At 48.7% G+C, this 20,430-nt stretch carries 17 protein-coding genes, 1 tRNA gene and 2 rRNA genes (1 of these 20 only partly in view); 11 read left to right on the forward strand and 9 right to left on the reverse strand.

The genetic code is table 11. The features are described from left to right. The 3 genes from NBZ79_RS08955 to NBZ79_RS08965 all read left to right on the forward strand — a co-directional run. Positions 1-2,354 (forward strand): 23S ribosomal RNA (locus NBZ79_RS08955) (it extends 393 nt beyond the left edge of the window). Between the two features lie 195 nt (positions 2,355-2,549). After that, positions 2,550-2,664: ribosomal RNA gene (gene rrf, locus NBZ79_RS08960) — 5S ribosomal RNA — on the forward strand. A 343-nt stretch (positions 2,665-3,007) separates the two neighbouring features. Continuing rightward, positions 3,008-3,084 (forward strand) — tRNA-Met (locus NBZ79_RS08965). A gap of 136 nt (positions 3,085-3,220) precedes the next feature. Here the strand turns inward: NBZ79_RS08965 and NBZ79_RS08970 are convergent. Further along, positions 3,221-4,102, reverse strand: a complete 882-nt coding sequence (locus NBZ79_RS08970) for a LysR family transcriptional regulator (protein ID WP_251937661.1) — start codon at positions 4,100-4,102, stop codon at positions 3,221-3,223. A 200-nt stretch (positions 4,103-4,302) separates the two neighbouring features. On the opposite strand from NBZ79_RS08970, the gene NBZ79_RS08975 reads away from it, so the two are divergent. From NBZ79_RS08975 to NBZ79_RS08985, 3 genes are all read left to right on the forward strand, one after another. After that, positions 4,303-4,818 (forward strand): OsmC family protein, encoded by a 516-nt coding sequence (locus NBZ79_RS08975; RefSeq protein WP_251937664.1) that lies wholly within the window; start codon positions 4,303-4,305, stop codon positions 4,816-4,818. A gap of 155 nt (positions 4,819-4,973) precedes the next feature. Next, on the forward strand, positions 4,974-5,342 hold the full coding sequence (locus NBZ79_RS08980; protein ID WP_251937666.1) for a group I truncated hemoglobin: 369 nt from the start codon (positions 4,974-4,976) through the stop codon (positions 5,340-5,342). 99 nt (positions 5,343-5,441) lie between these two features. Beyond that, positions 5,442-5,948 (forward strand): GFA family protein, encoded by a 507-nt coding sequence (locus tag NBZ79_RS08985; RefSeq protein ID WP_251937669.1) that lies wholly within the window; start codon positions 5,442-5,444, stop codon positions 5,946-5,948. A gap of 724 nt (positions 5,949-6,672) precedes the next feature. Here the strand turns inward: NBZ79_RS08985 and NBZ79_RS08990 are convergent. Next, entirely contained in the window at positions 6,673-7,680 is a 1,008-nt protein-coding gene (locus NBZ79_RS08990) for a zinc ABC transporter substrate-binding protein (protein WP_251937672.1), read from the reverse strand. Positions 7,681-7,768: 88 nt separating this feature from the next. On the opposite strand from NBZ79_RS08990, the gene NBZ79_RS08995 reads away from it, so the two are divergent. The 3 genes from NBZ79_RS08995 (at position 7,769) to NBZ79_RS09005 (ending at position 10,664) form a co-directional block, all read left to right on the forward strand. Further along, entirely contained in the window at positions 7,769-8,911 is a 1,143-nt protein-coding gene (locus tag NBZ79_RS08995; RefSeq protein WP_251937674.1) for a hypothetical protein, read from the forward strand. 158 nt (positions 8,912-9,069) lie between these two features. Beyond that, complete coding sequence (locus tag NBZ79_RS09000; protein ID WP_251937677.1) at positions 9,070-9,714, forward strand: DUF1007 family protein; 645 nt, start codon at positions 9,070-9,072, stop codon at positions 9,712-9,714. Beyond that, on the forward strand, positions 9,699-10,664 hold the full coding sequence (locus tag NBZ79_RS09005; RefSeq protein ID WP_251937680.1) for a nickel/cobalt transporter: 966 nt from the start codon (positions 9,699-9,701) through the stop codon (positions 10,662-10,664). Before NBZ79_RS09000 ends, NBZ79_RS09005 begins: the two co-directional genes overlap by 16 nt. An 83-nt stretch (positions 10,665-10,747) precedes the next feature. Here NBZ79_RS09005 and NBZ79_RS09010 read toward each other — a convergent pair whose 3' ends face one another. The 4 genes from NBZ79_RS09010 to NBZ79_RS09025 form a co-directional block, all read right to left on the reverse strand. Beyond that, positions 10,748-11,326, reverse strand: coding sequence for a hypothetical protein (locus NBZ79_RS09010; protein WP_251937683.1), 579 nt, complete (start codon positions 11,324-11,326; stop codon positions 10,748-10,750). A gap of 409 nt (positions 11,327-11,735) precedes the next feature. Then, on the reverse strand, positions 11,736-13,073 hold the full coding sequence (locus NBZ79_RS09015; protein ID WP_251937686.1) for a TRAP transporter large permease: 1,338 nt from the start codon (positions 13,071-13,073) through the stop codon (positions 11,736-11,738). 13 nt (positions 13,074-13,086) lie between these two features. Continuing rightward, a complete protein-coding gene (locus NBZ79_RS09020) occupies positions 13,087-13,596 on the reverse strand; it encodes a TRAP transporter small permease (RefSeq protein WP_251937689.1) in 510 nt (169 codons plus the stop codon). Between the two features lie 65 nt (positions 13,597-13,661). Continuing rightward, positions 13,662-14,738 (reverse strand): C4-dicarboxylate TRAP transporter substrate-binding protein, encoded by a 1,077-nt coding sequence (locus NBZ79_RS09025; RefSeq protein WP_251937692.1) that lies wholly within the window; start codon positions 14,736-14,738, stop codon positions 13,662-13,664. Between the two features lie 295 nt (positions 14,739-15,033). Here NBZ79_RS09025 and NBZ79_RS09030 point away from each other — a divergent pair, with 295 nt between their 5' ends. Continuing rightward, on the forward strand, positions 15,034-15,891 hold the full coding sequence (locus NBZ79_RS09030; protein WP_251937694.1) for a TauD/TfdA dioxygenase family protein: 858 nt from the start codon (positions 15,034-15,036) through the stop codon (positions 15,889-15,891). Between the two features lie 19 nt (positions 15,892-15,910). Here NBZ79_RS09030 and NBZ79_RS09035 read toward each other — a convergent pair whose 3' ends face one another. Together NBZ79_RS09035 and NBZ79_RS09040 are read right to left on the reverse strand one after the other, a co-directional pair. Then, entirely contained in the window at positions 15,911-16,711 is an 801-nt protein-coding gene (locus NBZ79_RS09035) for a phytanoyl-CoA dioxygenase family protein (RefSeq protein WP_251937697.1), read from the reverse strand. Between the two features lie 202 nt (positions 16,712-16,913). Then, the gene (locus NBZ79_RS09040; protein WP_251937700.1) at positions 16,914-19,148 is read right to left on the reverse strand and encodes a methyl-accepting chemotaxis protein; all 2,235 of its coding nucleotides are present in this window, start codon (positions 19,146-19,148) and stop codon (positions 16,914-16,916) included. 317 nt (positions 19,149-19,465) lie between these two features. Between NBZ79_RS09040 and NBZ79_RS09045 the strand changes: the two genes are divergently transcribed. Further along, positions 19,466-20,098, forward strand: a complete 633-nt coding sequence (locus tag NBZ79_RS09045) for a DJ-1/PfpI family protein (protein ID WP_251937702.1) — start codon at positions 19,466-19,468, stop codon at positions 20,096-20,098. Positions 20,099-20,116: 18 nt separating this feature from the next. On the opposite strand, the gene NBZ79_RS09050 is transcribed toward NBZ79_RS09045, so the two are convergent. Next, on the reverse strand, positions 20,117-20,347 hold the full coding sequence (locus NBZ79_RS09050) for a hexameric tyrosine-coordinated heme protein (protein WP_420854599.1): 231 nt from the start codon (positions 20,345-20,347) through the stop codon (positions 20,117-20,119). Between the last annotated feature and the right edge of the window lie 83 nt (positions 20,348-20,430).

Consider the following 20,430-nt stretch of genomic DNA (forward strand, 5'->3'; position numbering starts at 1 on the left):
GGACCACCCTCCAAGCCTAAGTACTCCTATGCGACCGATAGTGAACAAGTACCGTGAGGGAAAGGTGAAAAGCACCCCGACAAGGGGAGTGAAAGAGACCTTGAAACCGGATGCCTACAATCAGTAGGAGCCCCTTTATGGGGTGACTGCGTACCTTTTGTATAATGGGTCAGCGAGTTAATCTTTGCAGCAAGCTTAAGCCGATAGGTGTAGGCGCAGCGAAAGCGAGTCTTAATAGGGCGATTGAGTTGCAGGGATTAGACCCGAAACCGAGTGATCTAGCCATGAGCAGGTTGAAGGTGCAGTAACATGCACTGGAGGACCGAACCCACCAACGTTGAAAAGTTGGGGGATGACTTGTGGCTAGGGGTGAAAGGCCAATCAAACTCGGAAATAGCTGGTTCTCCGCGAAATCTATTTAGGTAGAGCGTCATGTATCATCATCGGGGGTAGAGCACTGGATGGGCTAGGGGGTCCCAACGACTTACCAAACCTAACCAAACTCCGAATACCGATGAATGCAGCATGGCAGACAGGCAGTGGGTGCTAAGATCCATTGCCGAGAGGGAAACAGCCCAGACCGCCAGCTAAGGTCCCTAAGTTATGGCTAAGTGGGAAAGGATGTGGGAAGGCCAAAACAACCAGGAGGTTGGCTTAGAAGCAGCCACCCTTTAAAGAAAGCGTAATAGCTCACTGGTCTAAATTTAAGCCGGCCTGCGCCGAAGATGTACCGGGGCTAAAGCCATACACCGAAGCTGCGGATCCAGAATTTATTCTGGATGGTAGCGGAGCGTTCTGTAAGCCTGTGAAGGGTATCCGCGAGGGTGCCTGGAGGTATCAGAAGTGAGAATGCTGACATGAGTAGCGAGATGAGTGTGAGAAACACTCACGTCGAAAGTCCAAGGGTTCCTGCGTAAAGCTAATCTGCGCAGGGTGAGTCGGCCCCTAAGGCGAGGGCGAAAGCCGTAGTCGATGGGAATCAGGTTAATATTCCTGAACCTGCTGGAAGTGACGAATGGGGTAAATTGTGGGTCCTTATTGGATTGGACCTGCTGTGAACCTGTTCCAGGAAATAGCTCCAGCAATATAGACCGTACCCCAAACCGACACAGGTGGACTGGTAGAGTATACCGAGACGTTTGAGAGAACTATGTTGAAGGAACTCGGCAAAATGACCCCGTAACTTCGGGAGAAGGGGTACCTCTTGATGGGCAACCATTGGGGGGTGGCACAGACTTGGGGGTGGCGACTGTTTATTAAAAACATAGGACTCTGCGAAGTCGCAAGACGACGTATAGGGTCTGACGCCTGCCCGGTGCTGGAAGGTTAAGAGGAGCGGTGAGAGCTGCGAATCGAAGCCCCAGTAAACGGCGGCCGTAACTATAACGGTCCTAAGGTAGCGAAATTCCTTGTCGGGTAAGTTCCGACCTGCACGAATGGCGTAACGACTTCCCCGCTGTCTCCAACATAGGCTCAGCGAAATTGAACTCTCCGTGAAGATGCGGAGTACCCGCGGTTAGACGGAAAGACCCCGTGCACCTTTACTATAGCTTTGCAGTGGTATCAGGATTTGAATGTGTAGAATAGGTGGGAGCCTTTGAAGCAGTGACGCCAGTTATTGTGGAGGCACCTTTGAAATACCACCCTTTTGACTTTTGATATCTAACCGCGAACCGTTATCCGGTTCCGGGACCCTGCATGGTGGGTAGTTTGACTGGGGCGGTCGCCTCCTAAATCGTAACGGAGGCGCGCGAAGGTTGGCTCAAACTGGTCGGAAATCAGTTGTTGAGTGCAATGGCATAAGCCAGCCTGACTGCGAGACTGACAAGTCGAGCAGAGACGAAAGTCGGTCATAGTGATCCGGTGGTCCCGTGTGGAAGGGCCATCGCTCAACGGATAAAAGGTACGCCGGGGATAACAGGCTGATAATGCCCAAGAGTCCATATCGACGGCATTGTTTGGCACCTCGATGTCGGCTCATCTCATCCTGGGGCTGGAGCAGGTCCCAAGGGTTTGGCTGTTCGCCAATTAAAGAGGTACGTGAGCTGGGTTTAGAACGTCGTGAGACAGTTCGGTCCCTATCTGCCGTGGGTGTAGGATATTTGAGAGGAGCTGCCCCTAGTACGAGAGGACCGGGGTGGACGTACCTCTGGTGGACCTGTTGTCACGCCCGTGGCACTGCAGGGTAGCTAAGTACGGAAGGGATAACCGCTGAAAGCATCTAAGCGGGAAGCCCCCCTCGAAACCAGATATCCCTTGAGAGCCGTGGAAGACCACCACGTTGATAGGCTGGAGGTGGAAGAGTGGTAACACTTGGAGCTGACCAGTACTAATCACTCGATAGAGTTTGATCTCAGTGCTTCACTTTTGACATGCACAGTAGTCAGATTAGATAAATTGTAGTTGGCCTCAATCGCCGGCGCAGGCATCCGCCTGCTCAGGCTTTCGGGCATCCGCCCGGGACGCGGTCGCGTCCTGATCGGAAACCAGCTAAATCACAAAAAACACACACCCAAATATAGAATGTATTCATATCTGCTTTTTGCCGGCCTGGTGGCTATGGCGGGAGGCCTGCACCCGATCCCATTCCGAACTCGGTCGTGAAAACTCCCAGCGCCGATGGTACTTTGTCTTAAGGCACGGAAGAGTAGGTCGTTGCCAGGCCTGCAAAAAACAGATACCCCTCATCACAATCTCAATTAAAAGCACCCTCTTCGGGTGCTTTTAACATTCTGTCACCCACAGAACGGGAAAACAGAAAAAAACATAATCGCAACCGACCCCAATTTGCTAAAGCAAAACCCGGGCCGGTGAGACGAAATAAACAACGCGACCGGCTTGGCTTTGCTAAAGCAAAACCCGGGCCGGCTGCAATAAAGCAAAGCTTTAGCGCGGGGTGGAGCAGCCCAGGCCGTCGGCGAAAGCCAGAAGCCCACAAACAAACCGGGCACACAACCCGTACCGGATCCGGAATACACAATCCCCGGACCAAAACATAAACACCCAACGCGGGGTGGAGCAGCCCGGTAGCTCGTCAGGCTCATAACCTGAAGGTCGTAGGTTCAAATCCTACCCCCGCAACCAAGCTTCAGGTATTAATGCGTTCCATATTTAAGCGGCTTTCGTTTCAGTTCTTTACCAGTAGGCGATATTACAGATACCGCTAGGTTAACGATAAAACTGAGTTGCAGGCTTTCCTTCGGCGATCTATAGATATTGCCTACTTTGTCAGTGGTTCCGTGCCTTCGAACAGTACGACGGCTTGTTTGATCTCCCGCTGCATATGCTCGCGAAACAGGGTTACACGTTTGGTGTTGCGCAGATCACGGTGATACAACAGCCACAGCCCGAGTTCATGTTGCTTTTCAGGTTCGCGAAACCGTACTAGGTAGGGGTCGTTATCGCCCAGAAAGCAGGGCAGAAAACCAACACCTAGCCCTTCTTTCAATGCCGCTAGTGTTAGCGAGGTCTCGTCGACGTAAAACTCGTGTTCAGCCTGCGGCCAAGCTTGTTTGGTCCAAATTCTATGATACTCGCAACAATCAACTCCAATCCATTTTTCCGTCGCTTGTCCCGACTTCACCGCCGCGCAATAGTCGCGCGCACCGTAGACGGCCGAAGCCACAGTTGTCAGGCGTGTACCGATCAAGTTTTCCGACGGTTTATTGGTTTGCCGGATGGCGATGTCCGCTTCACGTTCCGACAAGCGCACGGAATCATTGGTCACCTGAACGCTCAACTCGATTCTTGGGTATGCGGCGCTGAATCGCGCAAAATATGGCATCAGCACAGTCGACGCCATGTTAGCGATTGCTGTGATCCGTAGCTCTCCTGCGACATCGTCGGCTTGCCCGCCGACCGCCACTTCAAAGGACAGAAGTTCGCTCTCGATCCGGCTAGCGGAATGATTCAATTCTTCTCCGGCCTCGGTCAGGATATAGCCAGATGCTTTGCGTTCAACCAAGGGCGTCGCCAGTTTTTTCTCTAACGCGCGAATCCGACGCGAAACAGTGGAATGCTGCACGCCCAATCGCTTGGCGGCACTGCTGAAAGAACCCTCACGGGCTACGGCCAGGAATATCCGTGCGTCATCCCATTGCATCCGGCGTCTCCTGTTATGTGCATTTTTGCAAAACGGTTATCAATTTTTCTCTAATTTACAAAAAAATGCTCCAATGCAATCAATTTAGCAAGAGAATAAAAGCCGGAATTTACTCTTTGACTAACGAATCCGGCTACTGCCGATGGTCCCGCGGCACAAGAAAACTAAATTGATACTTCAATTTAAACAGGGAGAATAAGATGTCAGTTGAACATATCCAGAATTCAGTAAAAGATGTTATCGCTTATTTGAAAGAGAATCCGAAAGACGCACTGAGTAACGATCCGCCGATCACTGCGGTCATGGAAAACGGCCTGCGGTGCCGGGCCACCGGGACGGGTGGTGAAACGATCGTAACCGACATGCCAGAAGCCATCGGAGGGAACGGTTCGGCTCCCACACCAGGCTGGTTGTCACGCGCGGCTCTAGCAACATGCGATGCCACCAGAATTGCGTTGCATGCGGCACAACTAGGGGTGACTCTGGATACATTAGAGGTCACAGCGGACAGCGTTTCTGACGATCGCGGCCTGCTCGGTATAGATGGTTCGGTTCCAGCCGGTCCGTTGAGCTTGCGAACCCGCGTTACTATTGGAGCCGCGGGGGTGGCCGAAGAAGTCCTGCGCGAGATTGTTGAATTCGCGGTGACCCATTCCCCGGTCGCTGACGGCTGTCGCCGGGCAACGCCTTCAAAGGTAGAGGTCAAGATCGCCTGAACGCCCATGTTTGTGTTTTTCACGGCCACCACTTCTTTGCGCTGATCAAACATCTGATGGCTCCTGTGGCTGTCAGTAGAGGGAATAAATCAAAAGCACTGATCAACAAAAGCCGCGAAAGCTGAAGCCCAACTCACCTTAAGGAGATATCGAAAATGACAACTACTCTCTACTCCCGCCTTGGTGGCTATGATGGCATCGCTATGTTTTCAACCACTGTCGTCGGACTCGCCCGCAAGGATGATCTACTGGGGCGTTTCTGGACCAATCGAGGTGAAGACAGAAACGCGCGCGAACTCCAGCTTCTGATTGACTATTTCGTTAAAGCAACGGGCGGGCAAATGTATTACAGAGGTCGCGACATGGTGGTTTCCCATCAGGGCATGGGGATTACCGAGGCCGACTGGAACCGGTTCATGGAGATCGTGGTTGGCGTTGCCGGTGATATGGGCGTTGGCCCGGATGAAGGCGGTGAGGTGATGGCTTTTCTCGACAGCCTCAAAGCGGATATCGTGGCAGCATAGCCCAGCCTGATGTCAGGGAAATTCGGCAAATTCCATTCAATGTGCCTGTAGCTCCAGCACATCTTCTTTCTGCGAAAAAAAATAGTATTAGAGGACGCCATGAACCACAAATCCCAAACAAGAGACGGTGGCTGCACATGCGGCCATGTGCGTTACCAGATAACCTCGAAGCCCTTGATTGTACATTGCTGCCACTGCTGCGGCTGCCAGAAAAACTCAGGCTCTTCTTTTGCATTGAATGCCCTTTTTGAAGCTGATCGGGTGGAGCTGATTTCGGGTGAGATCGAGGAAATTTTAGTTCCAACGCCCAGCGGCACTGGCCAGACCATTACTCGATGCTCCAAATGCAAAGTCGCGGTTTGGAGCAACTACAACATGGGCGGTTTGCGTGAGCGTATCCGGTTCATTCGCGTCGGCACGCTCGATGACTCCGACCAATTTCCGCCAGACGTGCATATTTACACACGCTCAAAACAGCCGTGGGTCATTCTGCCAAAGGAAGACCAGAAGGTTGACGTGTTTTATGAATTTAGAGAAGCCTGGTCGCCTGAGAGCATGGAACGTCTGGCAAAAATCGAAAAGTCCGTTGGTATCAAGATTTCTTGACGGAAAGTTAAGGACATAGTGTATTTGCAGTGAAATCAGCTTTTCGAACTTTACCGCCTGCAATAGTATTTTTGGGAGCCCTCCAGGCTTTCATTACTACAAGTAGCACAATAGAAACCCTTTGTATTTGGAAGTCGCCTATAAAATAACCTTGGCGCAAGAACACTTGACGAGATTCAATAAAATTGGGGTTCTGTTTCGTAGATTGAAATTTTCACAAATCAGTATGGTACTTGCTTAACTTGAACTAGGTAGCATTCACCGGGTACGCAGGTCGAACCCCGTCCGAGTGATGAGAGGCACCTGTCTCCCAACTTGTTGGGAGCCAACTGAGTGTAATATATTTATATGCTGGATGGCCGCAATTCTTTTGGTACGAAAGCGCGCCGCCCGGCACCTCGGAGGATCTAAAAAGCCTTGTAAATCAAAGCGTCGTAGTTCCCGGACCGTAAATTACCCCTACATCTCCATAGATGTCGGGGCAGATGTATAGATAATTTCCTTGAAAGCTCTCCAAATCAGCATTCGATTGTCTTAAAATGAGAGGTGTTAAGAAGTATAAATAAAGTGAATTTAAGATTAATCGTCCACAGAAAATAATTTGATAGTTTTTATATCAATTATACCAATTAGTTACTGTGACAACTATTAGGTTCATAACCTGAAGGTCGTAGGTTCAAATCCTACGCCCGCAACCAAACTTTAAAAAAAATCAAGAAGTTAATCACTTTCCAAGGCAGCTGGCCATGCCCTCGGCAATTTCTTCCAGTAGGGTTGGATAGAAGCCTGCGCCCAGAGGGAGTGCAGCGCCCATGGGATCAATGGTAGCCAATTTCGCCTTGGTTCCTTCCGCGACAACAACAGACAGTCTGTCGGAAAATTGTGGTTCGCGGAAAATACATACGGCACCGACTTCGACCACTTTCTGGCGCAGGGCAGCAAGACGTTTTACCGAAGCAGATTCCGTAGGGTCGATGACAATGGATCCAACAGCTGTCAGGTCATAATGCTTTTCAAAATACTGAAAGGCGTCATGAAAGACAACAAATGGGACAGCCTGAACCGGCTGAAGCAGGGCCTTTATCTCCTTATCACGCAGCTCAATATCTGAGATGACAGCTAACGCGTTCGCTTTATAAAGAGACCTATTTTCCGGATGGGCTTTCGAGAGTTCGCGGGTGATCACTTTTACCATGGCTATGGCATTTGCAGGGTCAAGCCAGATATGGGGATCTACACTCTCCTCATGATCATGTGTGCCGTCCTTGTGACTGCCATGTGCGGAATGATCATGACCTTCCCAATTACCACCTTCCCTTACATCCAGGGCGGATACTCCCGGTTGCTTTGCCAGGGCTACTTTCTCAGTACCTTCAGGTAAGGTTTCAAGGGCGCTCAACAAAAAGGTTTCAAGGTTCTCTCCAACATAAAAAACGAAATCCGCCTGTTGAAGTGAGGCTATTTGAGAGGGCTTTAACTGAAAATCATGCGGGGAGGCGTACCCTTTCACTAGCAACTCGGCTTCGCCGGTTTCCCCCATGACACCCTGGACGAGGGAATGAAGGGGGGCAATCGTGACAACAATGTTTGAAGTCGGGGCTGCATATGTCTGCATTGAACTAAACAATGCGAAACCGATTGCCAGCAAAATTTTCTTCATTGAATCCCCTTCTTCCTTCAGCTTCCCGGCAAGGAAGTTTTCTATATCGGCCGTTTTTGAGGGCGTTTTCACTTAAATCACTTAGATTTATATCGTCTCTTGACAGCGCCGTAATTTTGATATTGTTATGTTATAACATTACTAAAAAAAACAACAGCAAATGAGATTATTGAAATTATTCCTTTCCCCAATCGTTTTTCTGGCTCCCGCTATTGCAACAGCAGCGGACGATCATTCCCATGATCACGACCATGGGAAGGCTGGATTCTATGGTCATCTTGACCTTGTGGTTCTATATGATCATGTCTATAAGGCGGAAGATTCCGATGAAGAGATAAATGAGGCCTATACCCATTCGCATCTGGAAATGGGCTACGACTTTGGCAACGGCTTTTCAATAAACTCGAATTTCCAACTGGAGGGGGAGCCAGCCGGGCATGACCACGGCGGTGGCGGGTCTGCACCGGATGGCAGCAACCGGTACTTTGTGAATACCCCCCTTTTTGTACGGTCTCTGACAACGAATTATGACAGCGATACCTTTGGGGCCTATGTCGGTAAATTTGACCCTGTCATCAGTTTTGATGAACATGCTTTACCGGGCATTTACGGGTACCAGATCGTGGATGAATATATTGTTCGCGAAAAAGTCGGTGTTGGCGGATACGGTCAGCTTAATGTAGGTGATTATGGTATCCATCGCCTTGATGTGAGTACCTTTTTTGCAGATACGACGATTTTGAGTAACTCAGTTCTTTATGAGCGTGGTAGGACCCGAAAAAGTGATGGCGGGGTGTCAAATACAGAAAATTTTTCATCTGTTGCAGTGTCGCTGTCCGGATCAGGTTTTTATTCACTGAGTTCTGACATTCCTGAAGGGCTTTCGTACCGGGTCGGTTTTGCGCATCAGGCGGCAGGAGAGGGTGATGAAACGAGCGAGGATCGCTATACCATCGCCGGTCAGTACCAGCATATTTTCACCTCCGACCTGAATGGGCGCGTTCTGGGCGAAATCGTCTACATTAATCATCTGAACGGAGAGATTGCGCATGACCGGACCTATAACACAATTGGTGCGGAATTAAGTTATGGTCAGTGGGATTTGGGCTCGACTTATACTTTTGTCCGGAATGAAAATTCTGTTGACGCGGATGAAGCGCAAGATGGGGAAGTGTTTCAGGCATCCTTAAGTTATCGCTTCGACTATGGCATAACCGTAGGTGCCGGTTATAAATATCAGGAAGAAGAAGGGGAGAAAAATCATCGGATTGGCGCCCTCATTGGGTATTCCCGCGCGTTTTGACCATGCTTCCCGGTTGTAAGCCAGGCGCCTGTATTTCCGGTCAATTTGCCATTGGCTGTCGATTGAAGAGGCCAGCTGTTGTAGAACGAGGCTTGCTGCTCTATTTTGAGAAGGGAAATTATTTGACGCCGTAGCTGCCATCTTACATGGAATAATTTATGCGCCTATTGATTATTATTTGCTGCGTTATATTCATAACGCCCCTCCGTCCCGTAGCCGCCCATCCCCATGTCTGGACAGATATGACGGTTGAGGTTCTGTTTGATGAAAAAGGCGGGGTCACCGGCCTGCGCCAGATCTGGCTGTTTGATGATTATTATACGGCATATGCGATCGAGGGGACGGATCTGGACGGGGACGGTAAGCCCGACCCGGCAAAGCTGGATGAAATCATGAAGGTAAATATGGAGCAACTCAGAGAATATGGTTATTTCACGGATGCGGCATTTAACAATGAGCCCCTTAAACTAAAACCCGTAACAGAGATGTCGACCAGAATGCGGGGGAACCGTCTTGAGATGTCTTTTGTCACGGCCTTCGAGACACCGGTTGCGTCAGCGGCGAAGGGTTTTACCTACGCCATCTATGACCCGACTTATTACGTTGAAATGCTACATGCTGAAACAGATAACCCAGTTGTTTTAACCGGAGCTCCGGCGGGATGTACATATAGGCTTATACCGCCCAACCCGGATCCAAGTGCGGTTGCCCAGGCCGCCATGCTCGATGCCTCCGTGCGCGGTGAAACGGGACTGGGCGCCTTTTTTGCTGAACGGGTCAGCCTAACATGCCCAACAGAATAACTATTGCCCTGGCGATGGTTCTCTGCCTGGGAATTCTGGTCAATTCTCCTGTATATGCAGTTGTTGGCGTCAGTGAGCCAACGCTTTGGACACGCTCTGTGAGCTGGATTATGGCGCAGCAACGGGCTTTTCATCAGGAGCTGTCCGCCGCCCTGAATGCCCTGGCGGATAACGGAGGCATGGCGGCGACCGCCAGCTTGATATTTGGAAGTTTTCTCTACGGTGTCTTTCATGCGGCGGGCCCGGGGCATGGCAAGGCGGTTCTGACCACTTATCTTCTCACCCATCCACACAGGATCGGCCGGGGTGTCGGGCTTGCTGCGGTCAGCGCATTTTGTCAGGGGGTGGTTGCAATAATTCTTGTTTACGGCCTGATTTATCTCGCCGGGTGGGTGCCACGCGAAACGAGCACTGCAATCGCCTGGAGCGAGCGGCTTAGTTACTTCCTGGTGGCAGCAATTGGGGCGCTTTTGGTTTTACGGACCTTGCGGCAACTCTTCAGGCGGCATTTTCCGGACAATAAGACGACAGGCTCGCATTCTCTTGATCATAACCACGGCGAAGATTGCGGGCATAGCCATATGCCAAGTGGGGAACAGCTCGAGCATATTCATGATCTTCGCTCTGCAATTGGCGTGATACTGGCTATTGGGCTCCGGCCTTGTACAGGGGCAGTTTTGGTTTTGGTGCTGGCCCGGGCGCTATCGCTGCCGATTGCGGGCATCGCAGCCGTGGTTGCCATGTCGGCGGGAACAGGGGTGGCCGTTGCCGCACTTGCCTTCCTTGCGGTTTCGGCGCGGCAAAAAGCATCTGCCATGACCGCAGGCAAAAGCGTTTTCTGGCGGCTTTTCGGCAATGGTTTGACACTTGCCGGAGGCGGCCTCTTGCTGGCGATCGGAATTTCCCTGCTCGGTGCGTCCTTCCACAGCCGCCATCCGCTCGGGCTTTAGGGTAGGGGCGTGCCCAACATGGCATTCTAATGTAGATCTGCTGCCTCAAGAAATGGAAGAGCAATGTAAGGCTGTGCGATGGGCTATTTCTTTCTCTTGGTATTTGGTGATCTGAGCATACGGATGCCGCATTGTTCGGGCGGTTTTACCGAAAATACTGCCCTGTAAAACCAGTCGTCCGGGCTGACTTCTTGTGACCAGAGCCGCGATGTGACGACGCCAAAATTGTCCTTGGCGCAGGGATATTCGGAATGGCTGTTGGAGCAGAACATATTTACCACCTTTTGGATCGGAATGCAGTTGGCAGGATCTCCGATGGCTTGGGAAAAACCTATGGAAAATGGGGGGGCTGATTTGTCGACGGAAATCGGCCCGCGCAGCGAGGCGCCCGTTGTTGCCTTATGCTCGATTTTAACAGTAAAATCCGATATGGACGCTGTACAGGTCGTTTTACCGCAGGTAAGCGGTAGTCCCTGCTGCTTCAGAATGGTCATAATTTCGCCCATTGTATGGGTGAGATTAATACCCAGAATATCAACATCTTTCAGCTTCATGATTTCTTGCGCAGAAATACCGGTATCACGTTTGCGAGATTGTGCTTCGGCGTCCGCCATCAAGCCCGTGAGAAAGAGGATGCTGATCAAAAAGATCGTATATTTCATAGAATTACCTTCACAAATTGAGCTGTTCTTATCGTTTGTATAAAATTCGACAAGGGCTCTTACGGTCCTTGACAGCATTCGACAATCCGCTGTTAACACCCCAACTTGACTAGAAACTTGAAGTTGGCAATGAGCCGAGCCACAACCGATACAATTATATAATACAGAACTGTAATCAATTATTCGAAGAAAATGAAATCTAAAATCTAAGTGCCGCTTTTTCCAAAATCTGCATTTAGATTAATAGGGATGGGGCAATTTCGTACATATCAATCCTGTATTTGCTCAACGGCGCAGACAATTTAAAGTCGAGCAGTTTAAAACTCTTCATCCAAATATCTGAGCCGTTGAGGTATACCGTTCTGACGCAATCCTGAAAACAAAAGAAGATGCGAGTTGGATGCATCGATTATATCAAGCTAGGCAACCAAAGGCTGATTTCCGGAAAAGCGATGAGGATGAATAAAGTCACTACATCCATAAGCAAGAACCACAAAATTCCCTTGAATATGGTTTCCAGCCTTACTTTATCGCCGACCACGCCTTTGAGTACATACACATTTAAGCCGACCGGGGGTGTGATCAGTCCGATTTCCAGGAACTTTACCATAATGACGCCAAACCATATCAGGTCGTAACCGAGTGCTTCAACGACGGGTGTCACAACAGGTAATGTAAGCAACATAATGCCTAAGGGATCCATAAATGTTCCAAGAATTATGAAAACCAAGGAGAGCGCCAACAAGATGCCGATTGGTGGTAAATCAAGACCAATCGCCCATTCTGCAAGGACACTTGCGACACCAGTGATCGCAATGAAACCGACGAATATTTTTGCCCCCAGCACAACTGCAAAAATACTGCTTATCTGTGTTACGGTCTCAACGATAGCGTCTCTGGATGTTTTGCGGGTCATTCGTTTGGATATGAATCCCAAAACCCAGGCCCCGAGAGCACCAATGGCGGCGGCTTCAGTCGGAGTAACAAACCCGGTATAAATGCCACCCATGATAATGATAAACAGGACAATAATGGACCAAGTGCCTTTAAGAGAGTGCACTTTCTCACTCCAGCTCACCCGTTCCGGCGTGGGGGCCAATTCCGGGCTGATGGCAGCACGTACCCAGATCATCGCCATGTAAATTCCTGCAGACAAGACACCGGGAATAAATCCGGCCATCAATAATTTACCGACCGATTGTTCTGTAAATATCCCGTACAGGATCATCAAGATGCTGGGGGGAATGAGGGAACCAAGTGTTCCGCTTGCAGCAACAACACCGGTTGCCAGCCCCTTATCATATTTATAGCGCAGCATTTCTGGTACTGCTAGTTTACCCATCGCGGCGGCAGTTGCCAGACTTGACCCACTGACAGCGGCAAACATTGCACAACCTGCAACCGAAGCCATTGCCAGACCACCTTTAAGACCACCGAGCCACATACGGGCAGTGTGATATATGTCCTTGGTGAAACCTGCGTGGAACGCCACATAGCCCATCATTAAGAAGAGGGGAATAGCCACCAAAGAAAATGATGCAATGAAAGAAAACGGCTCGAAACTGACGAAAGACCACGCGGCTTCGAAACCACGCTCCAAATCGAGTTCGCTACCGTTTGGCCAGCCGATGGCGAAGATTAAGCCAACAAAGCCAACGATCCCCAGTGCGAATGCCATGGGGACTTTAATGAAAATTAGAAGCAGCAGGATTACGAGTCCTATAATCCCTAGAGTCAACGGTTCCATAAGCTACTTATCCTTAATATTCTGCAGGTGAGCTGATTTCATCCGCCATAGGCCCGTGAAGGATGGCAGTTATAAAATCAAGAACCAATTTAATGAGGAGTAACCCTGTGCCGACAAATACCGATCCTCGAGATGGCCATTCTTTGATCTCCAATGGTCCTTCAAAGATAGCTTCATCAACATAAGCGGTATATGCATCTCCAAAGGAAGCAACCATAACGATCGCCATAAAGGAAATGCCGACAAAAAGTCCAATTAATTGGCAAATATATTGTCCTTTAGCCGGTAAGTGGTCGGTTAATATGGACACACTCAAGTGTTCGCCTTTTCGCTGTACATAAGCAAATGGCAAGAAGACCATGACCACTAACAAAGCCTGCATAATGATGATGTCATCCGGAATGGAGACGCCGAGAAAATACCGGCCACAAACAGAAACTGTAATAAAAAGCATTATAAAGATCAGAATAACCATCGACAAAACTGCGAAGGCATTGCTGATCCAATCAACAATTTTTACCATTATAGGTTTTCCCCTTTTGGGAACTATGCGGCCCTCAAGAGCCGCATAGTTCGATATTCTAAATCTTAATTACGGGTCCAGGGGTACCCTTTTTCAGCCAATTCTTTTTCGTATTTGGCTTTAATCTCTTCAAACTGGGCGACGAATGCATCAGCATCGATACCCTTTTTGCTTACTTTTTCCTTCCAAGTCGGGACGAAATCGGCGGATGCGGCAATCCATTCATCTCTGTCGGAAACTTCATGAAAAACAACTTTTTTCCCGTCGATGCCAGCCGTCATTGCAGCTTTTGCTTCTGACACTGATGTTGCGTAGGATTCCGCGAAATGTTCCATCATTTCGAAACTTACTTCGTCCAGGATCTTTCTATTTGCATCCGACAATTTATTATAGGTTTTCAGGTTTATTCCAAGACCAAATCCGAGCACTTGTCCCATGGATATTTGAGTAATATGGCCAGCAACTTCATACTGTTTATAGGCTTTTACAGCCTGGATGTAGTTTTGCGTTCCATCAACAGTTCCACGGTCCAAAGCCTGATAAAGTTCACCAAAGCCAACTTTCACAGTCGATGCCCCTAAGTTTTTGAAAAGGCCTGTCCAGCCACCACTTGTCCGGAATTTTTTACCTTTCACGTCCGCTACACTGGTTATCGGCTCTTTGGAAAGAATATCCACCGACCCTGTCGTATAGTTTGCAAGAATCTTTACATTCTTTTTCTTGGTTTCTGCAATTAGGTCCTCGTTTACCTGCCGCATTTCATACCAAGTGCGCATGCCGACCCACTCATCGTCGACACCAAACGGTGCATTTGATAAATTCCACAATGGTAATTCAGCAGGTGTATAGATACCAAGGATTGTCCCTGAGTCTGTTAGGCCAGAGCCGACAGCTTTCAAAGTTTCCTTACCTTTCACCAGCGACTGACTCCAGTAAAACTTCACTGTAACTTCGTTGTTTGTTCGTTTTGCAAGTTCCTCTCCCCACCAGATCAACGAAAGAGCACGGGGACCACGGGGCGGGCCTATATCAGAATAGCGGAGCTCAATGGCTTCAGCTGATGCCGCCGCAATGCCCATTATCATGCCGCTTAGGGCGAGGACCGAGACGAGTTTTTTTTGAAGGGTCGCAAGTTTCAGCATAGTTTTCCTCCCAGAAAGGTGACTGATTGTTCTTTTTTTTAATTCACCCCTTTATTTTTAAAAGGGTGCAGCTTCATATGTTTTTCTTATTTTTGACTTCGCCCTCTATACTCTCGTGTTTTTTTGAACAATGTCAACAACAACAAATGGGCAAATACGAGAAGGCTTCGGATCACATGAAATAATGTTATTTATTTTATTCTTGTTGAGCCGCAAAAATTTGACAAGTGATTGGAAAATGCGGGAATATGAACGTTATCGCCATAAAAACAAAAAACGCGCAAAGAGGCCCAATATGTCAAAGCAGTCAATTTCTTTCCATCGGACGAACGGTGGCGTCGGTGCTTTTGTAGAAGACATCGATCTGTCACAACCTTTGCAACCTGAAACTTCTAAAGAAATTAAAAAAGGGCTGGGCGAGCATGGTGTTCTATTTTTTAGAAACCAAAAACTAAATCCAAAGGCTCATGAAGCATTTGCCGAAGGTCTGGGCGTTATTGACGTCAACAGATTCTTTAAACCTGTTGAGGGCTTTCCGAAAATAGCGGAAGTTCGAAAAGAACCGGAACAGGTTTACGCGATTGGTGAGGATTGGCATACGGATCATTCCTATGATCAAATACCGGCACTCGGTTCAATTCTTTTGGCAAAAGAACTTCCCCGACATGGCGGTGATACGATGTTTGCCAATATGTATCTGGCTTATGACGCACTTTCTGATGGGTTTAAAGAGATTGTAGATAGCCTTCAGGCGGAGCATTCTTCGCGACATCAGTTTGGTGGACAGTCGGCAGTCAGTAGAAATGCGGATGACACGGGTGGCCGACTTGGTAATCCGGAGTTAGCAACACAGGATGCAATACATCCTGTTGTTATCAGGCACCCCATAAGCGGGAAGAAAGCGCTCTATGTAAATAAGGCCTTTACACTTGGCATTGTTGGCTGGTCACGTGCGGAAAGCAAAGCGCTGCTTGATTTTCTTTATGATCATGCGAGCCGTCCCGAATTCACCTATCGTTTTGAATGGGCGGAAGGGTCTATGGCGATGTGGGATAACCGAGCGACATGGCATCGTGCGTTAAATGATTATCACGGGGAGCGTCGTTTAATGCATCGGATTACATTACAGGGTGAAGAATTATTCGCCGGTTAGAGTCCTATTATCCCTCAGTTTATTCAGCAGCCTGTCGCCTTTCTGCGATGAGCTCCATCAGGCAGTTATCGTCCATCGCCTCAATGGCTTTAAATTCTCTGTGGGCAATCCATTCTTCTCTGTTGAAGGCGCGAATATGATTGTCCACATGGCAGAGTGATAAATAAACGATCGTCCTATCAAAAGGAGAAATATTGGCTGGGCTGGCATGAACCAAAAGAGAAGAAAACATGAGCATGCTGCCTGCGGGACCTGTGGGAGCAACACATCCACCGCGTTCCGCTAGCTCTGATACCTTATCACGCCCCAGCGTCCATAATGGATATGAGGTCGTTTCCAGATCATGTCCGGCTTCCACCACTCCAAGCTTATGACTGCCTGGAATAAATAATAAAGGGCCGTTTGCTGCCGTTACATCGTCAAGAAATACTGCAATGTTCATTGCGCGAGGTTCCGGCATTTCGTCATCACGCTTCCAGGTCCCGTAATCCTGATGCCATTGCCAGACATCGCCATCAAAGGCAGCTTTTGCATTTACTTTGAATTGATGCATATAAACAGATCCGTCGAGAACCTGTTCGACCGGCTCAATCAAGCGGGGATGAGCGCCGAGGCGTCTAAAACCCTCATTATAGCGATGTGCAGCGAAGGCTGTTCGCGCGACACCTGAACTTTCGCGCCATACTTCCTTTCGGTCCATGGCATAAACCGCCTCCGCTTCCTGTTTGAGAAGTGTCGCTTCATCTGGCGAAAATTTACCGGGGAAGAACAGGTATCCGTTCTTGTCAAAATCTATCAATTGGTGATCGGTTAATTGCATGTGAGACCCGCCCGTCATTCAGATTATCTGATGTTAGGGCGCAATGCAGTTTTTCTCAAGGGGCTTGAGGTACTTCAGCCCTGAATTCTTGTGAGAGAAACGGCAGTATGATTTTTGATATTTGCCAAAAAAAGCCCAATGGATTTTTGCTGTTCACAAGCAAGAATACCATTGGGCATGTTTCGAATTCTAAAGTGCAGGGTTACGCTGCACGAACATCATCAAGGAATGCTTCCACATTTTCTTTCAGGTTGCTTGATAATTCGGTGAGTTCCTGAGAAGCAGTCTGCATATTAATGGCCGCTTCGCCGGTATTCTGGGATTCGGTCGAGACTGTTTCAATTTTTGTAGAAACAGCAGCTGTCCCGGTAGAAGCCTGTTGAACATTACGAGAAATCTCAGCCGTAGCTGCACTTTGTTCCTCGACGGCGGAGGAAATAGAAACAGTAGCCTCGCGAATGGAATTGATAACCGAGCTAATGCTGTTGATTGCGGACACCGTTGACGACGACGCCTGCTGCATTTCATTAATCTGTTTCTCGATTTCTTCCGTTGCTCTCGCTGTTTGAGTGGCAAGTGCTTTAACTTCAGACGCGACGACGGCAAAGCCTTTACCGGCGTCACCTGCACGAGCCGCTTCAATTGTTGCGTTCAAGGCCAGTAAGTTGGTTTGGCTAGCAATATCGCTAATCATTGTAACAACATCACCAATCTTCTGGGCTCGGTCAGCCAAATCATTGACTGAATCAATGCTTGTGGTTGCTTCGCTGACAGCTTCTTCCGATACCCCAGAAGCCTGGGTTACCTGCCGACTGATTTCAGAGATGGAAGAAGACAATTCTTCCGCCGCCGCCGCTACCGTCTGGACATTTGAAGTTGCTTGCCCAGCTGCAACAGAGACCTCCGTAGACAAGCTGTTAGTGGTTTCAGCCGTAACTTTTAGTTGCTCCGCATTTGTACTGAAATTTGTGGCAGAATTGTTCAGATTGGCAATAAGTGTTTTTACCTTATTATCAAACCCATTGACCATGTCCGTGATTTTTGTGGCACGAGCTTCACGGGCTTCAACGTCAGCACGTTCTTTTTCACGTTCCTCCGCTTCTTTTTTAGCTTCCGCATCTCGTTGGGCAGTTTCGCGCCGAGTTTGTTCTTCAGCTGCTTCTTTAGCTTCCGCTGTAAGGCGTTCACGTTCAATGGCACTATCTTTGAAAAACTGAACGGAACGAGCCATTTCTCCAACTTCATCTACTCTGTCTTGATAGATGACCTCAACAGTGTTGTCGCCCTCGGCCAGTTTTGTCATGGTGCCATTGATTTTCGACAGTGCTACCGAAATCTGGCGCGCCAAAAAGAACCCGATCGCGCCGATAAAGACGAGAAGGATAAGCACCTCCCAAATCATGGTATTGCGAAGGGACACAATGGGTGCATTAAATTCGGTTTCGCTAATTTCAGCTATAACCGCCCACGTTGTTCCCATAAATTTGAAAGGACCATACGCGACAGCAGAGACAACTCCTTCAAGATTTTCTGCGGGAGAAAATCCGCTTTTATCTTCAAGAGCTGAAGCAACAGAATTTATTGCGACATGGCGATCTAGGATGGTCGATTCTTCAGAGAAACGGGAATCACTCCGCATGAGATAATCACCGCCCACAAGGAAACTTTCGCCAGTTTCACCGAGGCCGGTTGCTTCATTCATAATCGCGTTCAACCTGTCAATTGGCATCTGAAAGGAGAGAACTCCCAAGAGCTTGCCATCTGCATCTACGACTGGTTTGGCAATAAAGCTGGCCGGCGCGTCTGCGCTTGGTGCATAGGGGCGGAAATCAAAGAAAACATCTTTGCCAGTGCTGGCATTGGCGGCAGCTGCCCGAAAGGCATTGCCAAGATCGGTATCCTTATATTCGCCGGTTTCAAGGTTGGTTGCGTAATCCAGTTCTTTGTAGACGGAATAAACGAGGTTGCCGCGAGTATCGAACAGGAAAATATCGTAATATTGGCGTTCTTGTAGAACCTTGCGGAACCACGCATGATAATTCTTGTGCGCCATGCCGTATAATGAACCGTCATTGACAGCATCCAGTTTTTCCTTCTGTCCGGTCGGATGCGGATTGTCAGTTATATATTGGGCCTGCAAATGGGACTGTGCGTTTGGCCCGGCTGCGTCCCAGGCGAAAGTGAAGTCTTTCAGCGCTGAAGCTGTGATAGGACTGGTTGCAATAATATCAAGGTCTTCCCGGATTGACGCGAAATAGCCGTCCAGGGCAGAGGTGCGGGCCTGAACAATGGTTTTTAAGTTATTTTCCATTTCTTTATGAACGGAGTCGGAGCTTTGCATGTAGCTCGTTGCTCCAAGAACTAGAGCTGTAACTAGAGATCCACCAATAATTGTAAGAGGAAGTTTGTGAGAAAGTTTAAACTTGAATCCGAACATCTACGTTATCTCCTGGTACTATGTGATCTACATGTTTCGCGGAGACGATTGGACAGTGCGAAAGACGTAGTACAAAATTAATTAGATTAAATTTTTATCGGATAGAGGTAAATTTTGAGTTAATCATAAATACTATTATTTAGGATGTAGCCTGAATTGCTCGAATGGTCAGTAACGTGTGGTGAGGGACTAAGAACGGGGAGGGTGAAAATTCTCTCCTGCGACTTTGCGAAGAAATCAATGTTTACGTTGCGACGGCACCGGAGCGAAGCTATTGTCGTTTCACTCCTTTACAATCGCTAAGACACAGGGTTCCGATGCAAATAGCAATATTGACGTTTGACGGATTTAATGAGCTCGATTCCTTTATTGCAGCGGGCATTTTAAATCGTATGAAACCGCAAGGCTGGAAAGCCTATATCACTTGCCCCGCGGAGACCGTTACCTCCATGAATGGCGTTACAATTCATGCTGAGCGTAGTTTATCATTTGCGAATACCGCAGATGCGGTCCTTATCGGAAGCGGTATCAAAACCCGGGAGATTGCAAAAGATGCCAGTCTGCTAGGGCAATTACACCTGGACCCATCGCATCAGTTGATCGGCGCTCAATGCTCGGGCACTCTATTGCTATCAAAGCTTGGATTGCTTGGGGGCCTACCGGCTTGTACGGACCTGACAACCAAACCCTGGGTCATCGACGCCGGGGTGAGGGTGCTCGATCAGCCTTTCTACGCCAGCGGTAATATTGCGACAGCTGGCGGGTGTTTAGCATCTCAATATCTTGCTGCCTGGATGATTATGCGCGGCGCAGGCAAGCAGGATGCTGAAGAGGCCATACATTATGTTGCCCCCGTTGGCCAAAAGGAAGAATATGTTACGCAAGCAATAGCGTCCATTTCCGACTATTTGCCATCTGACGATGCCCTTCTGTCATCCATGGACGCGTAAGGCTCGTTTCAACTTATTTTATGTTTTCCAGTATTCGTTAGCTTTTGCTACTGTCTGGAAGTTCGTCGCGACGACGAGAGAGACCTGGGTCAGGCTGTCCGCATTGTTGGCATAGTCAGGCCGCATGCGGTCACGAGCATTGTCGTCGGGTTGCGTTTTTTTAACCGCCATTCGGGAAAGTTTTATGGCAATTTCATACCCTTCTTCAGGTGTGTCTGCATGTAAACTGGGAAGCCAGGACATGTGAATTCCTTTCAATTGGAAATTAAAAATATCGTGCACGATATAAATACGGATCTTTACAGCGCTGTCAAGAATAATATATCGTGCAC

The organism is Sneathiella marina (genome assembly GCF_023746535.1).
GTDB lineage: Bacteria > Pseudomonadota > Alphaproteobacteria > Sneathiellales > Sneathiellaceae > Sneathiella > Sneathiella marina.